Origin of the sequence: Streptomyces sp. NPDC057271 (genome assembly GCF_042668715.1) — a bacterium.
Classification (GTDB): domain Bacteria; phylum Actinomycetota; class Actinomycetes; order Streptomycetales; family Streptomycetaceae; genus Streptomyces.
On record NZ_JBHUYJ010000002.1, the window covers coordinates 142,082 to 166,206 of the forward strand.

The 24,125-nt window shown below is 71.5% G+C and carries 25 protein-coding genes; 14 read left to right on the forward strand and 11 right to left on the reverse strand.

Features of this window, described 5'->3' with window-relative positions; genetic code table 11:
- Window positions 1-223: 223 nt before the first annotated feature.
- A complete protein-coding gene (locus ACFUJR_RS01540; protein ID WP_383171940.1) occupies window positions 224-1,246 on the forward strand; it encodes an endonuclease/exonuclease/phosphatase family protein in 1,023 nt (340 codons plus the stop codon).
- 193 nt (window positions 1,247-1,439) lie between these two features.
- Window positions 1,440-2,675, forward strand: coding sequence for an MFS transporter (locus tag ACFUJR_RS01545; RefSeq protein ID WP_383171938.1), 1,236 nt, complete (start codon window positions 1,440-1,442; stop codon window positions 2,673-2,675).
- Here ACFUJR_RS01545 and ACFUJR_RS01550 read toward each other — a convergent pair.
- Complete coding sequence (locus ACFUJR_RS01550; RefSeq protein WP_383171936.1) at window positions 2,641-4,401, reverse strand: NAD+ synthase; 1,761 nt, start codon at window positions 4,399-4,401, stop codon at window positions 2,641-2,643. The two genes, ACFUJR_RS01545 and ACFUJR_RS01550, sit on opposite strands and share 35 nt — an antisense overlap.
- A 158-nt stretch (window positions 4,402-4,559) precedes the next feature.
- Window positions 4,560-5,414, reverse strand: a complete 855-nt coding sequence (locus tag ACFUJR_RS01555) for a DUF4190 domain-containing protein (RefSeq protein ID WP_383171934.1) — start codon at window positions 5,412-5,414, stop codon at window positions 4,560-4,562.
- A 206-nt stretch (window positions 5,415-5,620) separates the two neighbouring features.
- Here ACFUJR_RS01555 and ACFUJR_RS01560 point away from each other — a divergent pair, with 206 nt between their 5' ends.
- Both ACFUJR_RS01560 and ACFUJR_RS01565 read left to right on the forward strand, forming a co-directional pair.
- Window positions 5,621-6,319: a DUF998 domain-containing protein gene (locus ACFUJR_RS01560; protein ID WP_383171932.1), complete on the forward strand. Its 699-nt coding sequence runs from the start codon at window positions 5,621-5,623 to the stop codon at window positions 6,317-6,319.
- Entirely contained in the window at window positions 6,316-7,149 is an 834-nt protein-coding gene (locus ACFUJR_RS01565; protein WP_383171930.1) for an alpha/beta fold hydrolase, read from the forward strand. The genes ACFUJR_RS01560 and ACFUJR_RS01565 overlap by 4 nt, the downstream gene beginning before the upstream one ends.
- On the opposite strand, the gene ACFUJR_RS01570 is transcribed toward ACFUJR_RS01565, so the two are convergent.
- The 4 genes from ACFUJR_RS01570 to ACFUJR_RS01585 form a co-directional block, all read right to left on the reverse strand.
- Entirely contained in the window at window positions 7,134-7,553 is a 420-nt protein-coding gene (locus ACFUJR_RS01570) for a CBS domain-containing protein (RefSeq protein WP_383171928.1), read from the reverse strand. The genes ACFUJR_RS01565 and ACFUJR_RS01570 overlap by 16 nt on opposite strands.
- Before the next feature lie 127 nt (window positions 7,554-7,680).
- Complete coding sequence (locus tag ACFUJR_RS01575) at window positions 7,681-8,316, reverse strand: DUF305 domain-containing protein (RefSeq protein ID WP_383171945.1); 636 nt, start codon at window positions 8,314-8,316, stop codon at window positions 7,681-7,683.
- Between the two features lie 2 nt (window positions 8,317-8,318).
- Window positions 8,319-8,972, reverse strand: a complete 654-nt coding sequence (locus ACFUJR_RS01580) for a DUF3105 domain-containing protein (RefSeq protein ID WP_383171926.1) — start codon at window positions 8,970-8,972, stop codon at window positions 8,319-8,321.
- Window positions 8,973-9,053: 81 nt separating this feature from the next.
- On the reverse strand, window positions 9,054-9,434 hold the full coding sequence (locus tag ACFUJR_RS01585; RefSeq protein ID WP_383171924.1) for a hypothetical protein: 381 nt from the start codon (window positions 9,432-9,434) through the stop codon (window positions 9,054-9,056).
- Window positions 9,435-9,670: 236 nt separating this feature from the next.
- On the opposite strand from ACFUJR_RS01585, the gene ACFUJR_RS01590 reads away from it, so the two are divergent.
- The 9 genes from ACFUJR_RS01590 (at window position 9,671) to ACFUJR_RS01630 (ending at window position 15,566) form a co-directional block, all read left to right on the forward strand.
- A complete protein-coding gene (locus ACFUJR_RS01590; RefSeq protein ID WP_158986756.1) occupies window positions 9,671-11,032 on the forward strand; it encodes a glutamine synthetase family protein in 1,362 nt (453 codons plus the stop codon).
- Between the two features lie 1,081 nt (window positions 11,033-12,113).
- Complete coding sequence (locus ACFUJR_RS01595; RefSeq protein ID WP_383171922.1) at window positions 12,114-12,545, forward strand: Asp23/Gls24 family envelope stress response protein; 432 nt, start codon at window positions 12,114-12,116, stop codon at window positions 12,543-12,545.
- 36 nt (window positions 12,546-12,581) lie between these two features.
- Window positions 12,582-12,809 carry a hypothetical protein gene (locus ACFUJR_RS01600; RefSeq protein ID WP_383171920.1) on the forward strand — a complete coding sequence of 76 codons (228 nt, stop codon included), beginning with the start codon at window positions 12,582-12,584 and terminating at the stop codon, window positions 12,807-12,809.
- On the forward strand, window positions 12,806-13,249 hold the full coding sequence (locus ACFUJR_RS01605; protein ID WP_383450179.1) for an Asp23/Gls24 family envelope stress response protein: 444 nt from the start codon (window positions 12,806-12,808) through the stop codon (window positions 13,247-13,249). Before ACFUJR_RS01600 ends, ACFUJR_RS01605 begins: the two co-directional genes overlap by 4 nt.
- On the forward strand, window positions 13,246-13,929 hold the full coding sequence (locus tag ACFUJR_RS01610; RefSeq protein WP_383171918.1) for a DUF6286 domain-containing protein: 684 nt from the start codon (window positions 13,246-13,248) through the stop codon (window positions 13,927-13,929). Before ACFUJR_RS01605 ends, ACFUJR_RS01610 begins: the two co-directional genes overlap by 4 nt.
- 11 nt (window positions 13,930-13,940) lie before the next feature.
- Entirely contained in the window at window positions 13,941-14,537 is a 597-nt protein-coding gene (gene amaP / locus ACFUJR_RS01615) for an alkaline shock response membrane anchor protein AmaP (RefSeq protein ID WP_383171916.1), read from the forward strand.
- Window positions 14,538-14,629: 92 nt separating this feature from the next.
- Window positions 14,630-15,007, forward strand: a complete 378-nt coding sequence (locus ACFUJR_RS01620; RefSeq protein ID WP_383171914.1) for a low affinity iron permease family protein — start codon at window positions 14,630-14,632, stop codon at window positions 15,005-15,007.
- A 150-nt stretch (window positions 15,008-15,157) separates the two neighbouring features.
- The gene (locus ACFUJR_RS01625) at window positions 15,158-15,313 is read left to right on the forward strand and encodes a DUF6131 family protein (RefSeq protein ID WP_383171912.1); all 156 of its coding nucleotides are present in this window, start codon (window positions 15,158-15,160) and stop codon (window positions 15,311-15,313) included.
- A gap of 76 nt (window positions 15,314-15,389) precedes the next feature.
- Window positions 15,390-15,566: a hypothetical protein gene (locus tag ACFUJR_RS01630; RefSeq protein ID WP_383171910.1), complete on the forward strand. Its 177-nt coding sequence runs from the start codon at window positions 15,390-15,392 to the stop codon at window positions 15,564-15,566.
- Between the two features lie 91 nt (window positions 15,567-15,657).
- Here the strand turns inward: ACFUJR_RS01630 and ACFUJR_RS01635 are convergent, their stop codons facing one another.
- From ACFUJR_RS01635 to ACFUJR_RS01645, 3 genes are all read right to left on the reverse strand, one after another.
- The gene (locus tag ACFUJR_RS01635) at window positions 15,658-16,092 is read right to left on the reverse strand and encodes a VOC family protein (protein ID WP_383171908.1); all 435 of its coding nucleotides are present in this window, start codon (window positions 16,090-16,092) and stop codon (window positions 15,658-15,660) included.
- A gap of 9 nt (window positions 16,093-16,101) precedes the next feature.
- Window positions 16,102-16,296, reverse strand: a complete 195-nt coding sequence (locus ACFUJR_RS01640) for a hypothetical protein (protein WP_383171906.1) — start codon at window positions 16,294-16,296, stop codon at window positions 16,102-16,104.
- A 102-nt stretch (window positions 16,297-16,398) separates the two neighbouring features.
- Window positions 16,399-18,510 (reverse strand): PIG-L family deacetylase, encoded by a 2,112-nt coding sequence (locus tag ACFUJR_RS01645; protein WP_383171905.1) that lies wholly within the window; start codon window positions 18,508-18,510, stop codon window positions 16,399-16,401.
- Between the two features lie 270 nt (window positions 18,511-18,780).
- On the opposite strand from ACFUJR_RS01645, the gene ACFUJR_RS01650 reads away from it, so the two are divergent.
- Window positions 18,781-21,768 carry a bifunctional [glutamine synthetase] adenylyltransferase/[glutamine synthetase]-adenylyl-L-tyrosine phosphorylase gene (locus tag ACFUJR_RS01650; protein ID WP_383171903.1) on the forward strand — a complete coding sequence of 996 codons (2,988 nt, stop codon included), beginning with the start codon at window positions 18,781-18,783 and terminating at the stop codon, window positions 21,766-21,768.
- A gap of 294 nt (window positions 21,769-22,062) precedes the next feature.
- Here ACFUJR_RS01650 and ACFUJR_RS01655 read toward each other — a convergent pair whose 3' ends face one another.
- Window positions 22,063-22,992, reverse strand: coding sequence for a phosphatase PAP2 family protein (locus ACFUJR_RS01655; RefSeq protein ID WP_383171901.1), 930 nt, complete (start codon window positions 22,990-22,992; stop codon window positions 22,063-22,065).
- Window positions 22,993-23,096: 104 nt separating this feature from the next.
- Entirely contained in the window at window positions 23,097-24,125 is a 1,029-nt protein-coding gene (locus tag ACFUJR_RS01660; protein WP_383171899.1) for a LacI family DNA-binding transcriptional regulator, read from the reverse strand.

Below are 24,125 nucleotides of genomic sequence, written 5' to 3' on the forward strand. Positions count from 1 at the left end.
GTGCGGTGAAGTGGCGCTGTTCACACCGCCGCAACGGCGGAATTTCGGCGCGTACGTACGAATGTGCTCGTTCTGTCACAGCCGCCCCGCCCGCGCCCGGCACGGGAACCCGCCGCGCGGCCCTGTCGTCCCTCGTGGCAGTACCGCGGGCCCGGCATCACCTAGTGTCGACGTCGGGTCGCGGGGCAGGACAGCACGACGGCAAGGCAGTGAGGACTGAGTGATGGCGCGGGTGGACATGGCGGAGACGGAGAACGGCGGCGGCCGGGACGAGCGCCCCGGGTCCCGGTTCCGATCGGCGCTCGACCGCCTCCGCGGGGACCGGGGCATCTGGCGCCGCGGCATCCTGCTGGCCGTCTGCGCCGTGCTGCTGACGTCGGCGATGGTCTTCCACGCCGAGATCCCCAACCGGATCGGCAATCTGGGCAGCCTCAACGAGACCTTCCTGCCGTGGCTGGGCGTCTTCGTGCCGGTCCTGCTGGTCCTGGCCCTGCTGCGGCGCTCCGCGACCGCGCTGATCGCCCTGCTCCTGCCGACCGTGGTCTGGGCGAACCTCTTCGGCGGGCTGATCACCGACAAGTCCGAGGCGGGTGGCGACCTCACCGTCGCCACCCACAACGTGAACGCCGACAACCCCGACCCCGAGGGCACGGCCCGCCAGATCGCCGAGTCCGGCGCGGACGTGGTGGCCCTGGAGGAACTCAAGGGCGAGATGGTCCCGGTCTACGAGAAGGGCCTGGCCGGTACGTACAAGTACCACGCGGTGCAGGGCACGGTCGGCCTGTGGAGCAGGTACCCGCTGCACGGCACCGCCGCCGTCGACATCGGGATGGGCTGGACCCGGGCGATGCGTTCCACGGTCTCCACGCCCGGCGGCGAGGTCGCCGTGTACGTCGCCCACCTGCCGTCCGTACGGGTCAGGATGAACGCGGGCTTCACCGCCAACCAGCGTGACAACAGCGCGAACCTGCTGGGCGAGGCCATCGCCGCGGAGTCCCACGAGCGGGTCGTCCTGCTCGGCGACCTCAACGGCACCATGAACGACCGCTCGCTCAACGCCGTCACCGCGCAGATGCGCTCGACGCAGGGCGCGTCGGGCGACGGCTTCGGCTTCAGCTGGCCCGCCTCGTTCCCGATGGCGCGGATCGACCAGATCCTGGTGAAGGGCGTCGAGCCGATGTCCTCGTGGACGCTGCCGGAGACGAACAGCGACCACCTGCCGATCGCGGCGCGCGTCAGGCTCTGATCCGGGCAGGGCGCCGATCCTGGTACGGCGCCGATCCTGGTACGGCTCTGATCCTCGTACCGCGCTGATCCTCGTACCGCGCTGATCCGCGGCCGGGTCGCAACCTTCCCGCCACCTGGGGGAGGCCGCCGGGAACATCTCGGCCGGGAGTATTTGTTCAGTCGAAGAACTATTCCCTGGAAAGGCTTCCCCCATGCCCCTGGCGCTGCTCGCGCTCGCCGTATCCGCCTTCGGCATCGGCACCACCGAGTTCGTGATGATGGGCCTGCTGCCCAACGTCGCCGACGACCTCGGCACCTCCGTCCCCACCGCCGGCCACCTGGTCTCGGCGTACGCGATCGGCGTCGTCATCGGCGCGCCGCTGCTCACCGCCCTGGGCTCGCGCGTGCCGCGCAGGAAGATGCTGCTCCTGCTGATGGCGCTGTTCGTCGTCGGCAACCTGGCGTCCGCGCTCGCCCCCGGCTTCGGCTGGCTGGTGGCGGGCCGGATCCTGGCCGGGCTCCCGCACGGCGCGTTCTTCGGCGTCGGCGCCGTCGTCGCCGCGCGGCTCGTCGCCGAGGGCCGCCAGGCGCGCGCGGTCGCCACGATGTTCCTGGGGCTCACGGTCGCCAACATCCTCGGCGTACCGGCCGCGACCCTCCTCGGCCAGCACCTCGGCTGGCGGGCCACCTTCCTCGTCGTCACCGTCATCGGCCTGCTGGCCATGGCGGCCCTCGCCCGGCTCGTGCCATACGTCCCCGTCGACGAACGCCAGGGCCTGGGCCGCGAGGTACGCGCCCTCGGGCGGCCGCAGGTGCTGCTCGGCCTGCTCACCGCGGTCTTCGGCTTCGCGGGTGTCTTCGCCGTCTACTCCTACCTCGCCTCGATGACCACCGAGGTGATGGGTTTCGGCGAGTCCTCCGTCACCCTCGTCCTCGCCCTCTTCGGCATCGGCATGACGGCCGGCGCGCTCGCCGCGGGCCCGCTCACCGACCGGGCGCTCCGGCCCACGCTGTACGGCTCCCTCACCGCGCTCGCGCTCGTCCTGGTCGCCTTCCGCTTCACGGTCCACGTCCCGTGGCTGGCGCTCGTGACCGTCGTCGTCCTCGGCGCCGTCGGCTTCATGACCACCACCCCGCTCCAGATGCTGGTCATGAACAAGGCCAAGGACGCGCCGACCCTGGCCTCCGCGTCCAACCACTCCGCCTTCAACCTGGCCAACGCGGGCGGCGCCTGGGCGGGCGGCGCGGCCGTCGCGGCCGGCTGGGGCTGGACCTCCCCGACACTCGTCGGCGCGGTCCTCGCCGTCCTCGGCCTGGCGATCGCCGCCGTGGCGGGCCTGCTGGACCGAGCGCGGACGAACGAGGGCGCCTCCCGTGTCGTCGCGGGAGGCGCCCCGGCCGTCGAACGTGCGGTCAGCGGTTCGTCGTCTCCCGCCAGCGGTTCGTGATCGGCAGGCGCCGGTCCTTGCCGAAGCCCTTCGCCGAGATCTTGGTCCCCGGCGGGTACTGGCGCCGCTTGTACTCGGCCGTGTCCACCATCCGCAGCGTCCGGGCCACCAGCTCCTCGTCGAAGCCGGCCGCGACGATGGCGTCCTTGCCCTGGTCGCGGTCGACGTACAGGGCGAGGATCCGGTCCAGCACGTCGTAGTCCGGCAGGGAGTCGGTGTCGACCTGCCCGGGCCGCAGCTCGGCACTCGGCGGCTTGGTGATCGAGTTCTCCGGGATCGGCGGGGTCATGCCGCGCTCCTCGGCCGCCCGGTTGCGCCAGCGCGCCAGCCGGAACACGGTCGACTTGTAGACGTCCTTGATGGGGCCGTACGCGCCGACCGAGTCGCCGTACAGGGTCGAATACCCCACCGCCAGCTCGGACTTGTTGCCCGGCGCGAGGACGATGTGCCCCTCCTGGTTGGAGATCGCCATCAGCATCGTGCCGCGCAGCCGGGACTGCAGGTTCTCCTCCGCGAGACCCGTGAGCCCGAGTGAGCCCATGTACGCGTCGAACATCGGCTCGATCGACACCGTACGGAAGTTGAGTCCGGTACGGCGGGCCAGGTCGGCGGCGTCGCCGCGTGAGTGTTCCGAGGAGTACTTCGACGGCATCGAGACGCCGTACACGTTCTGCGCGCCCACCGCGTCGCAGGCGATCGCGGCGACCAGCGCCGAGTCGATACCGCCGGAGAGGCCGATGAGGACCGAGCGGAAGCCGTTCTTCGCCGCGTACGCGCGCAGCCCCACGACCAGCGCCGAGTAGACCTCCTCGTCGTCGTCGAGCCGGTCCGCGTAGCCGCCGGTCAGCTCCGGCTCGTACGCGGGCAGCGGCTCCTCAGAGAGGACCACCCGGTCGATCCGCAGCCCGTCGTCGACGACGCCCTCCGGGGCGTCGGGGGAGGCGGCCGGCAGGTCGAGGTCGACGATCACCGTGCCCTCGGAGAACTGCGGGGCGCGCGCGACGACTTCGCCGCTCGCGTCGACGACGATCGAGTCGCCGTCGAAGACCAGCTCGTCCTGACCGCCGATCATCGCGAGGTAGGCGGTGGTGCAGCCCGCCTCCTGGGCGCGCTTGCGGACGAGTTCGAGCCGGGTGTCGTCCTTCTCCCGCTCGTACGGCGAAGCGTTGATCGACAGGAGCAGCCCGGCGCCCGCGCTACGGGCCGCCGGAACCCGGCCGCCCTCCTGCCACAGGTCCTCGCAGATCGCGAGGGCCACGTCGACGCCGTGGACGCGGACGACGGGCATGGTGTCGCCCTGGACGAAGTAGCGGTACTCGTCGAAGACGCCGTAGTTGGGGAGGTGGTGCTTGGCGAAGCGCAACACCACCTCACCCCGGTGCAGCACGGCGGCGGCGTTCTCGGGGGAGCCGGCGGGCCGGCCGAGACGGGGCACGGCGCGGTCCGATCGGTCGAGATAGCCGACGACCACGGGGAGCTCCCCGAAACCCTCGGCGTCGAGGCGCCGGGCGAGCGCCCGCAGGGCGTCCCGGGAGGCCTCGACGAAGGAGGAGCGCAGCGCGAGGTCCTCGACGGGGTAGCCGGTCAGCACCATCTCGGGGAACGCGACCAGATGCGCGCCCTGCTCGGCCGAGTGCCGGGTCCAGTGGACGACCGCCTCGGCGTTACCGGCGAGATCGCCGACGGTCGAGTCGATCTGATTCAGAGCGAGGCGTAGTTGAGGCACCCGCCCAGTGTAATCGTCAGACCGACGCTATGTCCTGGCGAACGCCCGGGTCGGCCGGGCGTGGGCAGTGTCGTCGGCCCGGCCCCGCCGCCGGCCGGCCCCACCACCGGCCGGCCCCACCACCTGGGCCGACCGCGTCGGGCGACCGCGTCGGGCGACTACTTCGTCGGACCGACCCAGATCGCTTCCTCGTGCTCCAGGATGGTCGGGCTCAGCTGGACCTGCAGCTCCCCGTCCGCGTTCGGCGCGACCGAGAAGGCGAAGTCCGCCTTGGCCTGCTTGCCCGGGAGCACGTTGCCCCGGAACATCTCCGTGGCGTTGCTGCCGTCGAAGACCGGTTCGGCCCGCGAGCCCTCCGCGTCGCTGGCGTCCACCAGGGCGCCGGAGACGTCGAGGGTCTCCTTGCTGCCGTTGACGATCGTGACCGTCACCTGGAACGCGCTGTTGCCCTTGGTGTGCCCGGCGGCGAACTGGTCGGGCTTGTAGGTGCGCGGCTTGGAGACGGTCACCTTGATCCCGTCCTCGTACGCGAAGGTCTGACCGAACTTCAGCGCCGCCGGGGCGGCCTCGGTCGGCTCGGCGTCCGTGGGCTCCGCACCGGGCTCGGCGGGCGCGGAGGTGGCCTTCTCCTGCTTCTGGATCTCCTTCTCGATGTCGTCCGCGACGTTCTTCACCGCGGTGACGACGACGATCAGCCAGACGATCGAGACGACGATGGAGAGCCCGCCGAGGATGACACCCGTCAGGGCCATCCCCTTGTTCGTCGCCTCGCCCTTGCGGCCGCGGGAGTGGCCGATGATCCCGAATATCAGGGCCAGCACGCCCAGGATCCCGCCGAGCCAGAACAGGATCGGGAGGATCGCGAAGAGCAGACCCACGATGCCGAGGACCAGAGCGGTCACCCCGAGCCCGTTGCGCGGCTGCTGGAACGGCGGCTGCGGCGGCATCCCGGGCATACCGGTCGGCGGCGGCCCCCAGGGGTTCTGGCCGGGGGCGTTCGTGGGCATGGTCATGCGGCATCCTCCGAGATGGTCAGGGTGTTGACGTTAAGCCAGCTGATTATGGAGGAGCCAGGGATTTTGTGATCAACCGGTGGGCGAGTGCGGCGCCGCGCGCCCGCGTCCGCCGCCGCGCGAACCGTGCGCCGGCCGGGCGCGGGCCGGTCGATGCCACCCCGACCGGCGCGGCCCCGGGCCGCCCGCCTAACATCCGTACCACTATGTCCCCTTCTCGTCCCGGCAGTGCCGCGCGAGTCACCGCGGTCCTCCTCGTCCTCGGCGCGCTCGCGTACACCGCCTGGGTCATCGAGGTCGTCGTACGGACCGGGCTCGACCCGGTCCGTACGTACGTCTCCGAACTCGCCGCCACCGACCAGCCGCTCGGCGGCCTCTTCCGCGCGACCGACCTCACGGCCGGCTTGCTCCTCCTCGCCGCGGCCGCCACGGCGCTCGGGTCGACCCGGCGCATCCCCACCACGACCCGCCGCCCCCTCGTCCTCCTCGGGTGGCTCGCCCTCGGGCTCTTCGGCGCCGCGACCGCCGCCGACTCCCGGCTGCCGCTCAGCTGCGCGCCCACCGTCGACCCGGCCTGCGCCACCCGCGAGGCCGCCGGCCTCGTCCCCGCCACCCACACCGCGCACGCCGTCAGCTCCAGCCTCGCCATGGCCGGCGCCCTGGCGGCCATGGCCGGCCTCACCCTGGCCGCCCGCCGCTACCGGATCTGGCGGCCCCTCGCCCGAACCGGCGCCCTCCTCGTCGTCCTCCAACTCGCCGCCACCGCCTGGACCCTGGCCGCCGTCGCCGCCTTCGAGGCGGGTGCGGGTCTCTGGTGGCTGGGGGCCGGCCAGCGGCTCCAGCTCCTCCTCGTGGCACTCTGGCTCGCAGTACTCGCCGTCTCCGTGGCCAGGGAGAGACCTTGAGCGTGTTCGTACGGGTCGGAGGCGTGGCCCACCACGTCGTGGTCGAGGGCACCGGACCCGTCTGCGTCCTCAGCGCCGGTCTCGGGATGAGCTGGTTCGACTGGGACGCGGTCGTTCCGCTCCTCACCCCCACCCGGACGGTCGTCCGCTTCGACCGGCCCGGCCACGGACTCTCCGCCCCCGCCACCGTCCCGCCGAGCGCCACGGGCGAGGCCCACCGCGTCGCGGCCCTCCTCGACGCACTGTCCCTGCCCGGCCCCGCCACCGTCGTCGGGCACTCCATCGCCGGGTTCCACGCCGAGGCCTTCGCGCGCCTCCACCCGGGCCGTACCGCCGGGATCGTCCTCGTCGACGCGTCCGTCGAGGAACACGCCCGTACCCCCGCCGCCCCCGCCCTGCGCACCGCCGCCGCCCGCGGTCTCGGGACCCTGCTCTCGGCCGCCGGCGTCCCCGCCGCCCTCGGCCCCGCCGCCCGCCACGTCACCGTACGGCTCTCCCGCGCCGAGGGCGGCGATCCGGCACCCGCCGGCCTCGTCCGCCGCGTGTACCGCACCTCACGCGTACTCCACGGCGCGCTCCTGGAGAACACCCACTACCGCGCGGTCGCCGCCGAGGTCCTGGCCCTGCGCGAGCGGTTCCCGCTGCCGCCGGGCCGTCCCGTCACCGTCCTCGCCGCCCCCGACGGCTCCGCCCGCTGGGCGGGCCGCCAGCGCGCACTGGCCCGACGGCTCGGCGCCCGCTACGAGGCGGTCGAACCATCGGGCCATCTGGTGATGTGGGACCGCCCGGACGCCGTGGCGCGCGCGGTACGGGATCAGGAGGAGGCGTAGACGGTCGCGCAGAACTCCTTGATCTGCTCGTCGTTCAGATGCTGCGCCAGATCGGCCTCGCTGATCATCCCCACGAGACGCTTGTTCTCGATGACCGGCAGCCGCTTGATCTGATGCCCCGTCATCTCGTCGAGAACCTGGCTCACATCCGAACCCGCCTCGATCCAGCGCGGGGTGCCCTGCGCCATCTCTCCGCAGGTCACCTTCGCCGGGTCATGGCCCATGGCGACACAGCCGACCACGATGTCGCGGTCCGTGACGATGCCGCACAGCCGCTCGTTCTCGTCGGCTATGGGCAGCGCGCCCACGTTCAGGTCGCGCATCAGCTGCGCCGCGCGGTCGAGCGTTTCGTGCCGCGGGATCCACTGGGCCCCGGGATGCATGATGTCCTTCGCCGTGGTCATGGGGTGCGTACCTCCGTAGAAACGTCGTCGTACGAACGTCCCCGAGCCCCCACCATTGTCCGCGTACACGACGGCCCCCGCGACCGCTGGGGTCACGGGGGCCTTCGCGTACGCCGATCTGCGGCCCTCAGGCGCGCGGCTTCGCGCCCCTCGCCTTCAGCAGGTCCGCCATGAGCGCGATCTCCGACTCCTGGGCGTCGACCATGCCCTGCGCGAGGTTCTTCTCGATCTCCACGGAGCACTTGTCCACACAGCCCTGGGCCATGTGCACACCGCCCTTGTGGTGGTCGGTCATCAGCTGGAGGTAGAGGATCTCCGCCTCCCTGCCACTGGCCTTGCGCAGCCGCTCCATCTCGGTCCTGGTCGCCATGCCCGGCATCAGCGCCCCGTCGAGCGGACCGCTGCCGCCGTGCCCGTCCATGCCCATCCAGGTCATCGGCTCGGTGCCGGACTCGACCTTCGGCAGGCCCCACATGTCCAGCCAGCCCAGCATCATGCCGCGCTGGTTGGCCTGCGTGTTGGCGATGTCGTACGCCAGCCGGCGCACCTCCTCGTCCTCGGTGCGGTCCCGGACGATGAAGGACATCTCGACGGCCTGCTGGTGGTGGACCGCCATGTCACGGGCGAAGCCCGCGTCGGCGGATGCCGACACCGGGGACGCCGGCGCCTCCTCCCGCTCGGCCGAGGCGACCGTGACGGCGCCCCCGGCGAAGAGCAGCGCGAGGGCGACGGCGGCGATCGACGCCCCGTGCGTACGGGTCAGCTTCACCGGGTCGCCCCGACACCGCCGGTGCAGGCCGCGCCGGGCTCGGGGGTCTGCGGGCCCTGCACGTACTTGGTGAAGAAGGCGTCGATCCGCGGGTCGCTCGCGCTGTCCACGGTCACCTGCTTGCCCCAGGCGCTCAGCATGATCGCGCCGGACTGGTCGTCGACCGGGCTCATCAGCGAGTACGGGGTCTTGCCGACCTTCTCCGCCAGCTTCTTCACATCGGCCTCGGCGGCCTTCTTGTTGTACGTGACCCAGACGGCGCCGTGCTCCAGCGAGTGCACCGCGTTCACCTCGGCGATCTTCGTCTTGTAGACGTCGCCGTCGCAGTTCTGCCAGACCTGGTCGTGGTCACCGCCGACCGGGGGCTTCATCTCGTAGGTGACCGGGGTCTTCACGTGGTTGCGGCCGAGCTTCTTGGCGTCCCAGGACTTCTCGTCCTGGATGGGGGCCTTGGCCGCGGCCTCCTGCTCCTCCTTCCTCTCGGACTGCTTGTTGAGCACGTAGCCGCCGAAGCCGACCAGGCTCAGGACGACGACGGCGGAGACGCCGATGGTGATGAAGCGGTTGCGGCGCTCGCGGGCCTGCTCGGCGCGGCGCATCTCCTCTATTCGGGCGCGGCGGTCGGCGTTGGAGGAGCGGTTGGCGGCCATGTGAATGTCGTCCTTCTCGGATGTGGGGTGGCGTCAGGCGTCGGGCGTGAGCCGGGGGCGGGGATGGATGCGGCCCGCCGGCTACGTCCGCAGTACTTGAAGGACGTGCAGGTCCGGTGCGCGGGGCTGCGCGTCGGGGTGGAGCGCCCGGCCGGAGGGGTACGCCGGTACGGGGCCCGGGAGTCGGCCCTCCGCGTGCTGCGGGGGGTCGAGCGGCGGCGCGGTGAGCACCGCCGGGCTGAGCGAGGGGAACAGGGAGCAGTCGTCGCGGTCGTACGGGCAGACGTACTCGTTCTCGGCGGCCGTGACCCGGTGGTGCGCCCGTGTGGTCTCGTCGTGGGCCGGGCCCGTGTCGCCGGCACCCAGACAGACGAAGAGCGCGGCGAGGAGCGTCGCCACGGCACTCGCCAGTGCCATGGGACGCGCGCGCCGGGACAGGCGTACGAGTGGAGGGCCCCCCATGTGCGGAGATCGTAGTGGCCCATGGGCCGGAAGTGGGGATCCGGGGGCAGGTACGGGGGACCTGCGCGGGGGACGGACGCACGGGATCGGCCTGGTCGGCGTTACCTGAGTCACACCCGAGCAGGCACTATGGGTGTGCAACGTGCGCGAAACCATGTGGTGGGATGCTCAGGTGCCCCCCGATGTGCCCGAGGCGGTGGGAACAGGCGGCCTGACCAGCAAAGATGGGTGTGGAAATGGACAAGCAGCAGGAATTCGTGCTCCGGACGCTCGAAGAGCGTGACATCCGGTTCGTGCGGCTGTGGTTCACCGACGTGCTCGGCTTCCTGAAGTCGGTGGCCGTGGCGCCCGCCGAGCTTGAGCAGGCGTTCGACGAGGGCATCGGCTTCGACGGTTCCGCCATCGAGGGCTTCGCCCGGGTCTACGAGTCGGACATGATCGCCAAGCCGGATCCGGGCACGTTCCAGATCCTGCCGTGGCGCGCGGAGGCCCCGGGCACGGCCCGGATGTTCTGCGACATCCTCATGCCCGACGGCTCGCCGTCCTTCGCGGACCCGCGCTTCGTCCTCAAGCGCATCCTGGCCAAGACCTCGGACCTGGGCTTCACGTTCTACACCCACCCCGAGATCGAGTTCTTCCTGCTGAAGGACAAGCCGCTGGACGGCACGAAGCCGACCCCGGCCGACAACTCGGGCTACTTCGACCACACCCCGCAGAACGTGGGCATGGACTTCCGCCGCCAGGCCATCACGATGCTGGAGTCGATGGGCATCTCGGTGGAGTTCTCCCACCACGAGGGCGCCCCCGGCCAGCAGGAGATCGACCTCCGTTACGCCGACGCGCTCTCCACAGCCGACAACATCATGACCTTCCGCCTGGTCATGAAGCAGGTCGCGCTGGAGCAGGGCGTGCAGGCCACGTTCATGCCGAAGCCCTTCTCGGAGTACCCGGGCTCGGGCATGCACACCCACCTCTCCCTCTTCGAGGGCGACCGCAACGCGTTCTACGAGTCGGGTGCGGAGTACCAGCTCTCCAAGGTGGGCCGCTCCTTCATCGCCGGCCTGCTGAAGCACGCGGCCGAGATCTCTGCCGTCACCAACCAGTGGGTCAACTCCTACAAGCGCATCTGGGGCGGCTCGGCCCGCAGCGCGGGCGCGGGCGGCGAGGCCCCGTCGTACATCTGCTGGGGCCACAACAACCGCTCGGCCCTGATCCGCGTCCCGATGTACAAGCCGGGCAAGACGGGCTCGTCCCGCGTCGAAGTCCGCTCGATCGACTCGGGCGCCAACCCCTACCTGACCTACGCGGTCCTGCTGGCGGCGGGCCTGAAGGGCATCGAGGAGGGCTACGAACTCCCGGCGGGCGCGGACGACGACGTCTGGGCCCTCTCGGACGCGGAACGCCGCGCGATGGGCATCGAGCCGCTCCCGCAGAACCTGGGCGAGGCGATCGCCCTGATGGAGAAGAGCGAGCTGGTGGCGGAGACGCTGGGCGAGCACGTCTTCGACTTCTTCCTGCGCAACAAGAAGCAGGAGTGGGAGGAGTACCGCAGCGAGGTCACGGCCTTCGAGCTGCGGAAGAACCTGCCGGTGCTGTAGGCGCAGGTCGGAGGGGGCGTCACCCTGAAACGGCGATCAGGGCCGGCGGCATTCAGCCGAAGGCCCTGAGCCGTCTCGCTCGCCCTGGGCCGTCTCTTGGGCCGTCCGACGTCGAACCGGGGCCACGGGCCGGAGCCGTTGACCAGGCAGGTACGTGAAGTGGCGCAGAGCGACCGTCGGCGCGGGCCGCTAGGCGGCGGCTTCTGTGACGAGGACGGCAGCGGTTACCGGGCCCGGGGTGTCACTGGTGGGCGCGGCGGTCACAGCTGCCCGGACGGCGCGGGCGACTTCCAGTGGATGGTGGCCGGGCGCGACCGCGAGCTGGACCCGGATATGTCGACCGGGTGGATCGTCCTGTCGCTCCACCTTGACCGGGCGGCCTCCCAGCGGGGCGGTGAGGCGAGCGACGCCAGGCACGGCCGACGCGACGCCGGCCAGCTCCCCGATGGGCCCCCGCAAGGGCTTTGCCTCGGTCGAGGGGGCGGAGCTTCGCCTGGGTGGAGCTTTCGACGGGGGTGTCTCCGGGCCTTCGTGGAGACCCGTGACGCGCAGATCAACTGCCACGATGGTCAGACCGAGCCGTTCAGTGGCCTCCTTGAGCAGCGTGGTCCTCAGCTGTGCGGCGGCTTGGTGCACCGGCTGCGTCACGGATGCGGTGAAGGAGGCCTCGATCCTGAGCGGTCCAGGCGGTAGAGCGCTGGCGGGCGGGCGGACTGCCGGTTCGGATACGGGTTCGTGCGGTGCCGGTCCGATGCGCATGCTCCTCAGCGTGACGCCAGGAGTCTCGGCGGCCGTGGGCCAGAGGGCAAGGACGGCCGCTTGCTCGGTGATCCACGTCCCGTCCTCGGGCCCTCCGAGCGGGAGCAGGCGACCCAGGCGGAGCTGGTCGCGTACAGCCTGCGTCCACGCCTCGGTTTCCACTGGTCCACCCTCTCCCGGGGTTGTTCCTGCGGTTGAGCCGGGACGCTCATGGGGCCCGTCCGACCGCCCCGGCTCGCGGGCGTCCTCCCGCGTGAAGGCACTATAAAATGAGGATAAAGCCAAGTTTGTCAGGTATGCCCGTCCAGGGAGGAATGACCTGATGAGTGAGAAGTCCGACGTGAGGCACGGTGGTCCGCCCGGCTCTCGTGGCCGGACGACCATCGCCGATGTGGTGGTCGAGAAGATCGCCGGCATAGCGGCACGGGACGTGCGCGGCGTTCATGCTCTTGGCAGTGGATTCTCGCGCTCGATGGGCTCGATGCGGGAGCGGATGCCCGGCGCCGGCAGTGGCAAGTCCGTCACGCGCGGGGTCGGTGTCGAGGTGGGAGAGGTGCAGGCGGCGATCGATCTGGAGATCGTTGTCGACTACGGCGTCTCGATCACGGACGTGGCCGGTGAGGTACGGGAGAACGTGATCTCCGCGGTGGAGCGGCTGGCAGGGCGGGAAGTCGTGGAAGTCAACATCATGGTCAGTGATGTGAAGCTGCCCGACGAGGAGGACGAAGGGGAGGAGCGGCAGCGGATCCAGTAGCCGGACCGGTTCGGCTACGGAGCGAAGGAGCGCGTGATGAGCAGAGCCGTGGTGGGTTTGATCGCCGGAATGGCGCTGGGTTTCGCCGCGTACTTCGGTGGCTTCTGGGCTTTCCTGCTGGTGCTGGCGCTGGGTGCCGCCGGACTCGTGATCGGGCGGTTGTCGGAAGGTGATCTCGAACCGGGCTACTTCGTCCGCCGCCGTGACGACCAGCAGCGGATCCGCGATGACCAGCGGCGGGCCGGGAGAGACTGGCGGCAGTGACCAGGGAAGCCGACCGGCGCCCGGCCGTCCCCCGCGGGGAGCGGGGCGCGACCACGGTCGACGACCGGGTTGCGGCGAAGATCGCCGCCCAGGTGGCGCGTGAGGCGCTGAGGCGGTTCACCGAGTCGGCCGGTCACGTACCTCCCGGCCGCCGGAAGCCGCGTGTCACGGCGTCCGTGCGGCGGGCGTCGGAGCGGAACGGGGCAGGGCGGGAGGACGGTCCTGCCTGGAGTCGGCCGATGCTTGGCGAGGTCCGGGCGCGTATCGCTGTGGAGCTGGGCTATCCCTCGGACATCGGGGCTCAGTGCGCGGCGGTGCGCAGACAGGTCACCGAACGGCTGAGGACATGGGCCGGCCTGGACGTCTCTGACCTCGTGGTGTCGGTCGAGAGGCTGTACTCGGTTCATTCACGGCGTCCTGACCAGGAGAGGGTGACATGAGCGCGAACACGTGGCGGCAGCCGACCGGCGACAGCGACCTTCCTCCCGATCCTGCGGAGGCGGCTTCCTCCCCGGGGGACCCCGAGGACCCCGGCGCGCCTGCGGCAGTCCGGGAACCGGGCAAGTCGCCGAGCCGGTTCTGGTCCGCGCGGCGGATCCCCGCGATCGTTGTGGCCCTGCTGCTCGTCGGAGCCACGGGACTGCTCCTGTACGACGTGGTCTCGGTGCGGGCCGGCCAACCCGGGATGAGCTGGCGGCGGCGGCTCGCCGACGAGTTGGCCACCCGCCCCTTGGACGACACCTGGATGATCGTCGGAGCCGCGGTGGCTATGGCCCTCGGGCTGTGGCTCTTCCTGCTGGCGGTGACGCCGGGGCTGCGCAAGCTTCTGCCCATGCGGCAGCCCACCGGTACCCGGGGAACGGGGGAGGTCCGCGCGGGGCTCGATCGTCGCGCAGCCGCCCTGATCCTGCGTGACCGGGCCATGCGGGTGTCCGGTGTCCAGTCGGCTCGGGTCGATGTCGGGCGCCGGAAGGTCAAAGCCCAGGCGCAGGTACATTTCCGTGAGCTCGACGAGGTCCGAGCGGACCTCGATGCCGCGCTGGGCGAAGCCGTGAAGACCTTGGGTCTCGCCCGGCCACCCACGCTGTCCGTGCGTGTCCGGCGCCCGAGGAAGGGCTGAGGTCGATCCCGATGCTCAAGACGGTGAACCGGCTGATGCTGGGGCTGCTCGGCCTTGGACTGTTCGCCCTGGGCGGCGGAGTTCTGCTGGGCGGTCTGGATCTTCAGCGCCACTGGGATTTCGACGTGCCGGGCTGGTGGCCCTTTCGCGGTCCGGCCGATGTGGTGCTGGGCATCGAGGGACGCACCCGGTGGCGGGAAGAGGGCTGGTGGTGGCCTGCCGTCATCGCAGTGCTCGCCGTGTTGTTGGTGTTGCTGCTGTGGTGGCTTGTCGCGCTACTACGCAAAGGCCGGCTGGACCGGGTCCTCATCGACAGCGAAGACGGCGCGACTGCCCGACTCAGCGGCCGTGCGCTTGAGGAAGTGATCGGGGAGGAAGCGCAGGCCCTGGACGAAGTCTCGCGGGCTCACGTCCGGCTGACGGGCCGGCGTACCGCTCCGGTCGCACGAGTGCGGCTGTGGCTGGAGCCTCACGCGGACCCGGAGCGGACTCTGGGGCGACTCAGCCGGGAAACGCTCGCCCGCGCCCGGGACTCGGTAGGCCTGGACGGCCTTCCCTCGCAGGTCAGCCTCCGGGAAGTTCGTCACAGGACCCGTCGTGTCGACTAGGGACCCCTTCGCCGCAGCCAGGCCGAATCCCGCCGAGCCCGCTTGGAGGAAGGCCGACATCCGGGCGGGGGTGCCACCGTCCACCGTGGAGGATGGGCATGATTCTCAAGCATCCGTCCGACCGCGGAGGTTCGCGGAGCAAGCCGTTCGAGAGACTGGCCGAGAACGCATCACGGTTCACCAGCTCAGCATCGTTCTTCGGGATATGCCTGATCCTGGTCGCCGCGGCTGTCGCGTTGCACGTGATAGGCCTGCCGATCACGTGGCTTCTGTTCGTGGGCGAGGCGATGTCGGCGGTGACCCTGCTCCTGGTGGCGCTGCTGAAGAACTCCGAGCTGCGGGCCGAACGCGCCGTCGCGCGCAAGCTGGACGCCATCGCCGCCGTCCTGCTGGAAGGGCAGGAGGGGGGCGACACCAGAGAAGCACACCAGAAGCTACGGTCCGTCCTCGGAAAGGAAGAAGACTCCTGAGTGTGAAGGCACCAGGGGTGGTCAGGCTCGCGGCGCGTAGCCGGCGCTACCAGCAAGGAAGAGACCACCGTCGGGACACTGCCTGGCAGGCCACCACCGGGGCGTCGCGCCTATTCTGAGATTGAGGTACCGGCGAGACCGGAGGTCATCATGATCATTCTCGGGGTCATCCTGCTCGTCATCGGGTTCGTGGCCGGCATTGCCATCTTGTGGACCATCGGGATCATCCTGGCCGTCATCGGAGTCATCCTGTGGATCCTCGGGGCGGTCGGTCACGCGGTCGGCGGACGCCGTCACTATTGGTAGACGGATCGGCTCGCGTGCTGACGCAGCCGCGCGGTCCAGTCCCTATCGCCGCCATCACACGGGGAGGCGTAGCACGATGGCCCTCTTCCTGATTCTGCTCATCAGCGCCATTGCGCTGATCATCATCGGCGCTGTCGTGGACGGAATGCTGTACCTGCTCTCCATCGGGGTGCTGCTTCTGGTCGTCGCCGTGCTGTATCTGCTTGTGCGCTCGGTACTGCGCTCGCGCCGACGCCGGCCCACTGGCCCCTGACGGTAGATGCGGATCATCGATCCACGGTCCGGTTCTCTGAGCGACGGACCAGGCTGCCGGCACCCCCGGGTGCCGGCGCGCGTCCCCGCGCTCAGCGTTCCGAGAGTTCCGATGGGGCCTCCTGGACCACCCAGCCGTTGCCGTCCGGATCCGTGAAGGCCACGAAGGAGTTCCAGGTCTCGCCCTTTCCGTCCTCCCAGCCCGTCCCGCTCACGTGGCGGACCGGGGTGACGTCCACGCCCCGGCCGACCAGCTCCTTGCGTGCCGCCTCGATGTCCGTGACGCAGAGCTGGAGACCTTGCAGGCTGCCTGGCGTCATCGGCTTCGTGCCGGGCAGCTGCGGCATGCCGGCGCTCTCCATCATGATCGAGCAGCGCGAACCGGGCGGCGTCGCCTGGATCATGCGGATCCCCGGCGCGACCTCGGTGTCCAGGTCGATCGTGAAGCCGCACCTGTCGCCGTAGAACTCCTTCGCCCGGTCCAGGTCGGTCACGGGGACGAGGACGACTTCGAGCGTCCAGTTCATCGAGACTCCTCAGAAACGCCAGCGGGTCTGGCCGAACGGATCGCCCTTGGCGAAGCCGGACACCGTGCGCGGCGCCACGGCGAAGACCAGGGCCGTCCCACCGTCGCTCACGAACGCCCCGTCGCGCACCTCGAACCGCCAATCGGGGCCGTACTTCTCGACGTACGCGTCGGCCGGCGCCCGCAGCCGCGCCTCGTCGGTCACCGTCGGCCCGGCCCTCCACCACCAGGTCGAAGCCCTCGCCGAGCGACGTCGTACCGGTGGTGAGGACGACCTCCCGGTTCTCCGCCGGATTGCGCGCCTTGCTCATCGCACCGCGGGCGTCCAGTGCAGCCTTCCGTCCAGACCGACCGTGGCCACGCCGTCCACGACCCCGCCCGGCGCGCCGGAGAAGAGGAAGTTCTGCAGCGTCCACAGCGGCGCCGCCGCGCTCGCGCGTCCGCCCGTGCCGCCCCCCGTCACACCGCCCCGGCCCGTGCGCCCCAGCTCCTCCGGGGCCGTCGCCAGGACGCCCGTACGGGAGCGGACCGCCAGCATGCCGGGCCCGCCGCCCACCGGGCCGAACCCCGCGACGCCGCCCGCCAGCTCGGTGACCGGCGAGGCGAGCCCGTCGCCCGTGCCCGGGAGGTCGGCCGTCCGGAGGGCGCCCGAGGCGGGCTTGCGGAACCAGAGCCGTACGCCCTGCCCGTCCGGCGACGGGCTCGCGTTCAGCGCCAGCGTCGTCGCCGGCAGACCGGTCGGCCGCGGTCCGCCGAGCGGGGTGCCAGGCCGCGGCTGCGACCAGGTGAGGACCGTCGCGGCCGTGCCCGCGAAGACGTGGACGCGGCCCGCCGCGTCCGTGGTCGCCACCGGGTCGCCGTACACGGCCTCGGAGGCCGGCCCCCCGAGCGGCCGCCACGGGCCCCAGTCACCGTCGGGCCGCCGGTCGCGGGCGATCAGCCGGTGGGCGCTGTCGCGCACGGCCACCGTCGCCCGGCCGGTCCCGTCCACCGCGACCGTCGGGGCGCTGATGTCGGAGGTGCCCCGGGCGTCGCTCCTCTCCGGTGTGCCGAGCGACCGCCACGGCCCGAACGCGCCGCCCCGGGCGGTCTGCTCGGTCGTCACGACCTCGCGCCCGTACGACCGCGCCGAACCGCCGATCGTCGTCCGCGTGCCGAAGACGGAGATCCTCCCGTCCGGGAGCCGTACGGACGTCACACCGCTGTCCAGACCCGCGCCCGGGAGCAGTACCGGCCCCTGCCACCCGGCGGCCGCGCCGGCGGCCTTCGTCCACGCCGCGAGGCGTCCGTCGAGCACCGAGAAGGCGTGCAGAGCGCCGTCCGTGTCGCGCTGCACCCAGGAGGTGGAGGTGCCCCGGGCGTACCGGACGGTCTGGGTCCAGCCCTGCCCGGCGGGTCGCTGGGCGACCTTGAGGTCGCCGCAGCCGGCCGGGTCGGCGCAGTCGTTGACCCCGTCGCTCCAGGCGTACGTCCGCAGGGTGCGCAGCTTGGCGTCCGCCGACTCGGGGTCGAGGGTGTGGGGCAGCGAGCCGGTCGGGTAGCCGAGGTAGTTCTGCACGCCGAAGTGCGGGCGGGACCCCGGCGCCGAGGCGTACCGCTCCAGGGCGGCCTGGGCGAACCGGGCGCCGTACAGGTGGTCCTGGTGGTCGGTGAAGGTCCCGGTGTGCGGGTGCAGGCCCGGTGTCGGGTCCTGCATCCGCACGAACGTGGGGCGTATGCGCTTCAGGAGCCCGGTGAGCGTCTCGATCACCTGGTCCTTGCTGTACGTGAAGTCGGTGGTGACCGGTGTGCCCGTGGCGCGCTGGGACGCGAGGACCGGGACCCGGCCGTTCCACAGGCCGTTCAGGCTGTGCGGGCGGTCGGCGCTGATGGCGCCCGCCTCGCGCAGCTGGAGCCAGACCAGGGTGATCTGCGGCGCGGCGCGCAGGGTGTCCAGCTCGGCGGCCCCGCCGCCCACGGTGGGTATGGAGACCCGGTCCCAGGCGCTGGTGCGGCTGCCGGTGGCCATCTCGGCGTACGCGGCGCGTATGCCGTTCTGGCGGGCGGCGGCGAAACCGGCCTTGTCCGGCAGGGGCCGCTCGGCGGCGCCGCGCGGGGCGTTGACACCGTCCGCCTCACCGGACGTCAGATACACCGTGGTCAGCGGCCGGCCCGAGCGTATCGACTGGGCCGTGTCCGGGTTCATGAAGTACAGGTCGTCGTCCGGGTGGGCCACGATCTGCGCCACGGAGACACCGGGGGTACGGGACGGATCCGCGCCCTCGCCTCCCGTCCGCTTCACGGCGTTCCGCTCGACGGGCTTCACCGCGGGCGTGGGCTCCGCCCGGTTCCCGGTCGCCGGTGCACCGAGGACGGAGCCGGAGGTCAGCTGGAGGAGTCCCACCAGGGAACCGGCGACGAAGGCGGTCGTCGTCAGCACGGAGACAGGACGGAGGCGGCGGCGGACGGGCATCTGCTGTGTGTGCGCTTTCAAAGAACGGATCAGGCGGCTGGCGTCAGGAAGACGGAACTCCAAGGAATACGGTTCAGCGCAGGCGAATAGTGAGGAATGTGCGAGGCGTCACGTGTGATCTGATGCGAAACGCAGGTCATGTCCTCCGTGGGGGCGGCAGCGCGCCCCGGGGCGACCGGGTCACCGGCTGCGGATACGCTCGAATGCGGAGCTTGAACAGGCGGAGGGAGCGGCGGAATGACGGTGCCGGGGCGCAGGAGCAGTACCTTCAGCCGTCTGCTGCGGCACGGATTCACCGATCCGTCCGACGCCGGGCGTCTGCTCGACCTCCCCGAGCTGTCCGCCCTCCGTGACGACTCCGTACTCCTCGACGCGCTCGGCGCGACCGCCGACCCCGACCTCGCCCTGCGGGGTCTCGTCCGCCTCGTCGAGGCGCAGCCCGACGAGGAGCGCCAGACGCTCACCACCACGCTGCTCTCCGCCAAGCCCTTCCGGGACCGGCTCCTCGGTGTGCTCGGCGCCTCCGAGGCGCTCGCCGACCATCTGGCCCGGCACCCCCGGGACTGGCAGGCGCTCGTCACCTACGAGGCCGTGGACCTGAACCCGGGGGTCGCGGAGTTCGAGCACGGTCTCGCCGAGGCCGCCGACGCCGTCTCCCTGCGGGTCGCGTACCGCCGCTGCCTGCTGGCGATCGCCGCCCGCGACGTCTGCGGCACCGCCGACGTCGCCCAGACCGCCGCCGAACTGGCCGACCTCGCCACCGCGACGCTGCGCGCCGCCCTCGCCATCGCCCGTACCGCCGCCCCCGCCGACGCGGCCCACTGCCGGCTCGCCGTGATCGCCATGGGCAAGTGCGGCGGCCATGAGCTGAACTACGTCTCGGACGTGGACGTGATCTTCGTGGCCGAGCCCGTGGACGGTGCCGACGAGGGTAAGGCGATGCAGGCGGCGACCCGGCTCGCCTCCCATCTGATGCGGATCTGCTCCGAGACGACCGTCGAGGGCACCATCTGGCCCGTCGACGCCAACCTGCGCCCCGAGGGCCGCAACGGCCCGCTCGTGCGCACCCTCTCCTCCCACCTCGCCTACTACCAGCGCTGGGCCAAGACCTGGGAGTTCCAGGCGCTGCTGAAGGCGCGGGCGGTGGCGGGCGATCCGGAGCTGGGCGCCGAATACATCGAGGCCGTCTCCCCGCTGGTCTGGCAGGCGGCCGAGCGCGAGAACTTCGTACCCGACGTGCAGAAGATGCGCCGCAGGGTCGTCGACAACATCCCCGCCGCCCATGTCGAGCGCGAGCTGAAGCTCGGCCCCGGCGGTCTGCGCGACGTCGAGTTCGCCGTCCAGCTCCTGCAGCTGGTGCACGGGCGCGGGGACGCGACGCTGCACAGCGGCAAGACGCTCGACGCGCTGAAGGCGCTGGCGGCCGGCGGCTACGTGGGCCGCGCCGACGCGGCCCAGCTCGACGAGGCCTACCGCTTCCTGCGCGCCATGGAGCACTTCATCCAGCTCTACCGGCTGCGCCGCACCCACCTGGTCCCCGAGGGCGAGGCCGATCTGCGCCGCCTCGGCCGCTCGCTCGGCCTGCGCACCGACCCCGTCGCGGAGCTGAACAAGGAGTGGAAGCGGCACGCCTCGGTGGTGCGCCGGCTGCACGAGAAGCTCTTCTACCGGCCACTGCTCGACGCCGTCGCCCAGCTCACCCCCGGTGAGGCCCGGCTCAGCCCGAAGGCGGCCGGCCAGCGGCTCGAAGCACTCGGGTACGCCGACCCCGCCGCCGCCCTGCGCCACCTGGAGGCGCTCGCCTCCGGCGTCACCCGCAAGGCCGCGATCCAGCGGACGCTGCTGCCGGTGCTGCTCGGCTGGTTCGCGGACTCCGCCGACCCGGACGCCGGACTGCTCGGCTTCCGCAAGGTTTCCGACGCGCTCGGCAAGACCCCCTGGTACCTGCGCCTGCTGCGCGACGAGGGCGCGGCGGCGGAGAACCTCGCCCGGGTCCTGTCCGCCGGCCGGATGGCCCCCGACCTGCTGCTGCGCGCGCCGGAGGCGGTGGCGATCCTCGGCGACCCGGAGGGCCTGAAGCCGCGCGGCCGCGACCATCTGGAGCAGGAGATCCTCGCGGCGGTCGGCCGTGCCGACGGTGCCGAGCAGGCGGTCGCGGCGGCCCGTGGCGTGCGGCGCCGGGAGCTGTTCCGTACGGCCGCGGCCGATCTGATCGGCTCGTACGGTACGGAGGACAGTCCCCGGGAGCTCGACCCCGGCGCGCTGGTCGACCGGGTGGGACTGGCGCTCACCGACCTCAACGCGGCGACGATCGCGGGCGCGGTGCGGGCCGCCGTACGGGAGGGCTGGGGCGACACCCTGCCGACCCGGTTCGCGGTCATCGGCATGGGCCGCTTCGGAGGCCACGAGCTCGGCTACGGCTCCGACGCCGACGTCCTGTTCGTGCACGAGCCGCGTGAGGGCGTCGACGAGCAGGAGGCGGCCAAGGCGGCGAACCAGATCGTCTCCGAGGTCCGGCGGCTCCTCCAGGTACCCACCGCCGACCCGCCGTTGCTGATCGACGCGGATCTGCGTCCGGAGGGCAAGCGCGGCCCGCTGGTCCGTACGCTCAAGTCGTACGCGGCCTACTACCAGCGCTGGTCGCTGGCCTGGGAGAGCCAGGCCCTGCTGCGCGCCGAGACGATGGCGGGCGACCGGGAGCTGGGCGCGCGGTTCATCGAGCTGATCGACCCGCTGCGCTACCCGGCCGAGGGGCTCGGCGAGGACGCGGTCCGCGAGATCCGGCGTCTGAAGGCCCGGATGGAGACCGAGCGGATGCCGCGCGGCGCCGACCCGACGCTCCACGCCAAGCTCGGCCGGGGCGGTCTGAGCGATGTCGAGTGGACGGTCCAGCTGCTCCAGATGCGGCACGGCTGGGCCGAGCCAGGCCTGCGCACGACCCGCACACGCGCGGCGCTGGCGGCCGCCCACGCGGCCGGTCTCGTCCCCACCGAGGAGGCCGAGACGCTGGACGAGGCCTGGGTCCTCGCGACCCGGGTCCGCAACGCGGTGATGCTGGTACGGGGACGGCCGGGGGACACCTTCCCCTCGGACGGGCGAGAACTGGCCGCGGTCGGGCGGTACCTGGGCTACGGCCCGGGCCGGGTCGGGGAGATGGTGGACGACTACCGGCGCATCACGCGCCGCGCGCGGGCGGTGGTCGAGGAGCTGTTCTACGGATCGTAGACGTCGGCCGACTGTCGGGCGGCCCCGCGCGCCCGCGCCCCTCGCGCGCCCGCGCCCCGCGCCGCCCGCGCCCAGAGCGCCGCGTCGTCGCCGTCAGCCGTCCGCGTCCTCCAGGAGCGTCCGGCAGCGGATCAGGAAGGCCTCCAGGGCCAGGTGGTTCGAAGGCGGCGTCCGCGCGAGCCGGTCCCGGCGCCACCAGGGCCTCGGCCGGGCGTGGGGTCGTGAGCTCGTCGGGGAACTCTCCCACGGCACCGGACGCCGCGGGCCCTACCGGCGCCACTTTGACGACAGGGCCTAGCGGGTCAGCCGCTGCCGCTCGCGCTCGGACTCCTGCTCGTCCTCGCGTTCCACCGTGGACCCGTCCGCCGCGGGCCGCGAGAACGAGCCGCCACGGGCCACCGGCGCGGGCGGCTCCACCCGCTTCGGCAGACGCTTCGGCAGCGCGCCGTACATGTAGTAGGAGACGGCGAAGCCGAAGGCGAGGCAGATCATGCCGCCCACCGCGTCCAGCCAGAAGTGGTTGGCGGTGGCCACGATCACGACCAGGGTGGCCGCCGGGTAGAGCAGGCCGAGGATGCGCGCCCAGGGCGCCGAGGCCAGGGCGAAGATGATGAGACCGCACCAGAGCGACCAGCCGATGTGCATCGACGGCATCGCCGCGTACTGGTTCGACATCTGCTTGAGGTTGCCCGAGGCCATCGAGCCCCAGGTGTGGTGGACGAGGACCGTGTCGACGAAGGACTGGCCGTTCATCAACCGCGGGGGCGCGAGCGGATACAGGTAGTAACCGACCAGAGCCACACCGGTGGTGGCGAAGAGGACCGTCCGGGACGCGGCGTAACGACCCGGGTGCCATCGGTACAGCCACACCAGCACACTGATCGTCACGACGAAGTGCAGGGTGGCGTAGTAGTAGTTCATCGACACGATCAGCCATGTCACCGAGTTCACGGCATGGTTGACGCTCTGCTCGAAGGCGAGCCCGAGGGACCGCTCGACGTCCCAGATCCAGTCGGCGTTCTTCAGCGCCTGGGTCTTCTGCTCCGGTACCGCGTTGCGGATGAGCGAATACGTCCAGTAGCTGACGCCGATGAGCAGGATCTCGAACCAGATCCTGGGGCGTCGGGGCATGCGCAGCCGGGCCCGCACACCGCCACCGTCGGGAATGGGTGACGGGCTGGCCGCCGTGCTGCCTTCCAAACTCTTCACGGTCGCTTCACCCATGGGAGGAGAGTCTGCCAGATCCATTCCCCTCGTCCGATCATCCCTCCGTCGGGTTCGGGACGCACCCGCTCCATCCTGAGAGGGATGGACCAGGGAGGGACCTGTCAGGGGTTTCCCTGACTGGGGGCAGAAGCGGTTGAACCGCGAACGACCAGCTCAGGCATGAAGACGAACTCGCTGTGCGGTGCCGGGGTGCCCCCGACCTCCTCCAGGAGCGCCCGGACCGCCGCCTGCCCCATCGCCTGCACGGGCTGGCGGATCGTGGTCAGCGGGGGATCGGTGAACGCTATGAGCGGGGAGTCGTCGAAGCCGACCACGGAGACGTCCTGCGGGACCCGCAGGCCCTGCTGCCGGGCGGCGCGGATGGCGCCGAGCGCCATCATGTCGCTCGCGCAGACGATGGCGGTGCAGCCGGCGGAGATCAGGGCGCCGGCCGCTGCCTGTCCGCCCTCCAGCGTGTACAGAGAGTGCTGGATCAGCTCCTCGGACTGTTCCGGGGAGAGCCCGAGCCTTTCCTTCATCCCGCGCTGGAACCCCTCGATCTTGCGCAGCACGGGCACGAACCGCTTCGGTCCCACCGCGAGCCCGATCCGGGTGTGCCCGAGCGCGGCGAGGTGGGTCACGGCCAGCTGCATCGCGGCCCGGTCGTCGGGCGAGACGAAGGGGGCCTGGACCTTGGGGGAGAAGCCGTTGATGAGGACGTACGGGACGCCCTTGCCGCGCAGCTGGTCGTAGCGCGTCATGTCGGCGGTCGTGTCGGCGTGCAGCCCCGAGACGAAGATGATCCCCGAGACGCCCCGCTCGACGAGCATGTCCGTGAGCTCGTCCTCGGTGGAACCGCCGGGGGTCTGTGTGGCGAGCACGGGGGTGTAGCCCTGGCGGGTCAGGGCCTGCCCGATCACCTGCGCGAGCGCGGGAAAGATCGGGTTGTCCAGTTCGGGGGTTATCAGCCCGACGAGTCCGGCGCTGCGCTGACGCAGCCGTACCGGACGCTCGTATCCGAGGACGTCGAGTGCGGCAAGCACGGATTCGCGGGTGGCCGCGGCCACACCGGGCTTGCCGTTGAGCACGCGGCTGACTGTGGCTTCACTGACCCCCGCCTGGGCTGCGATGTCGGCAAGCCGCGCGGTCAT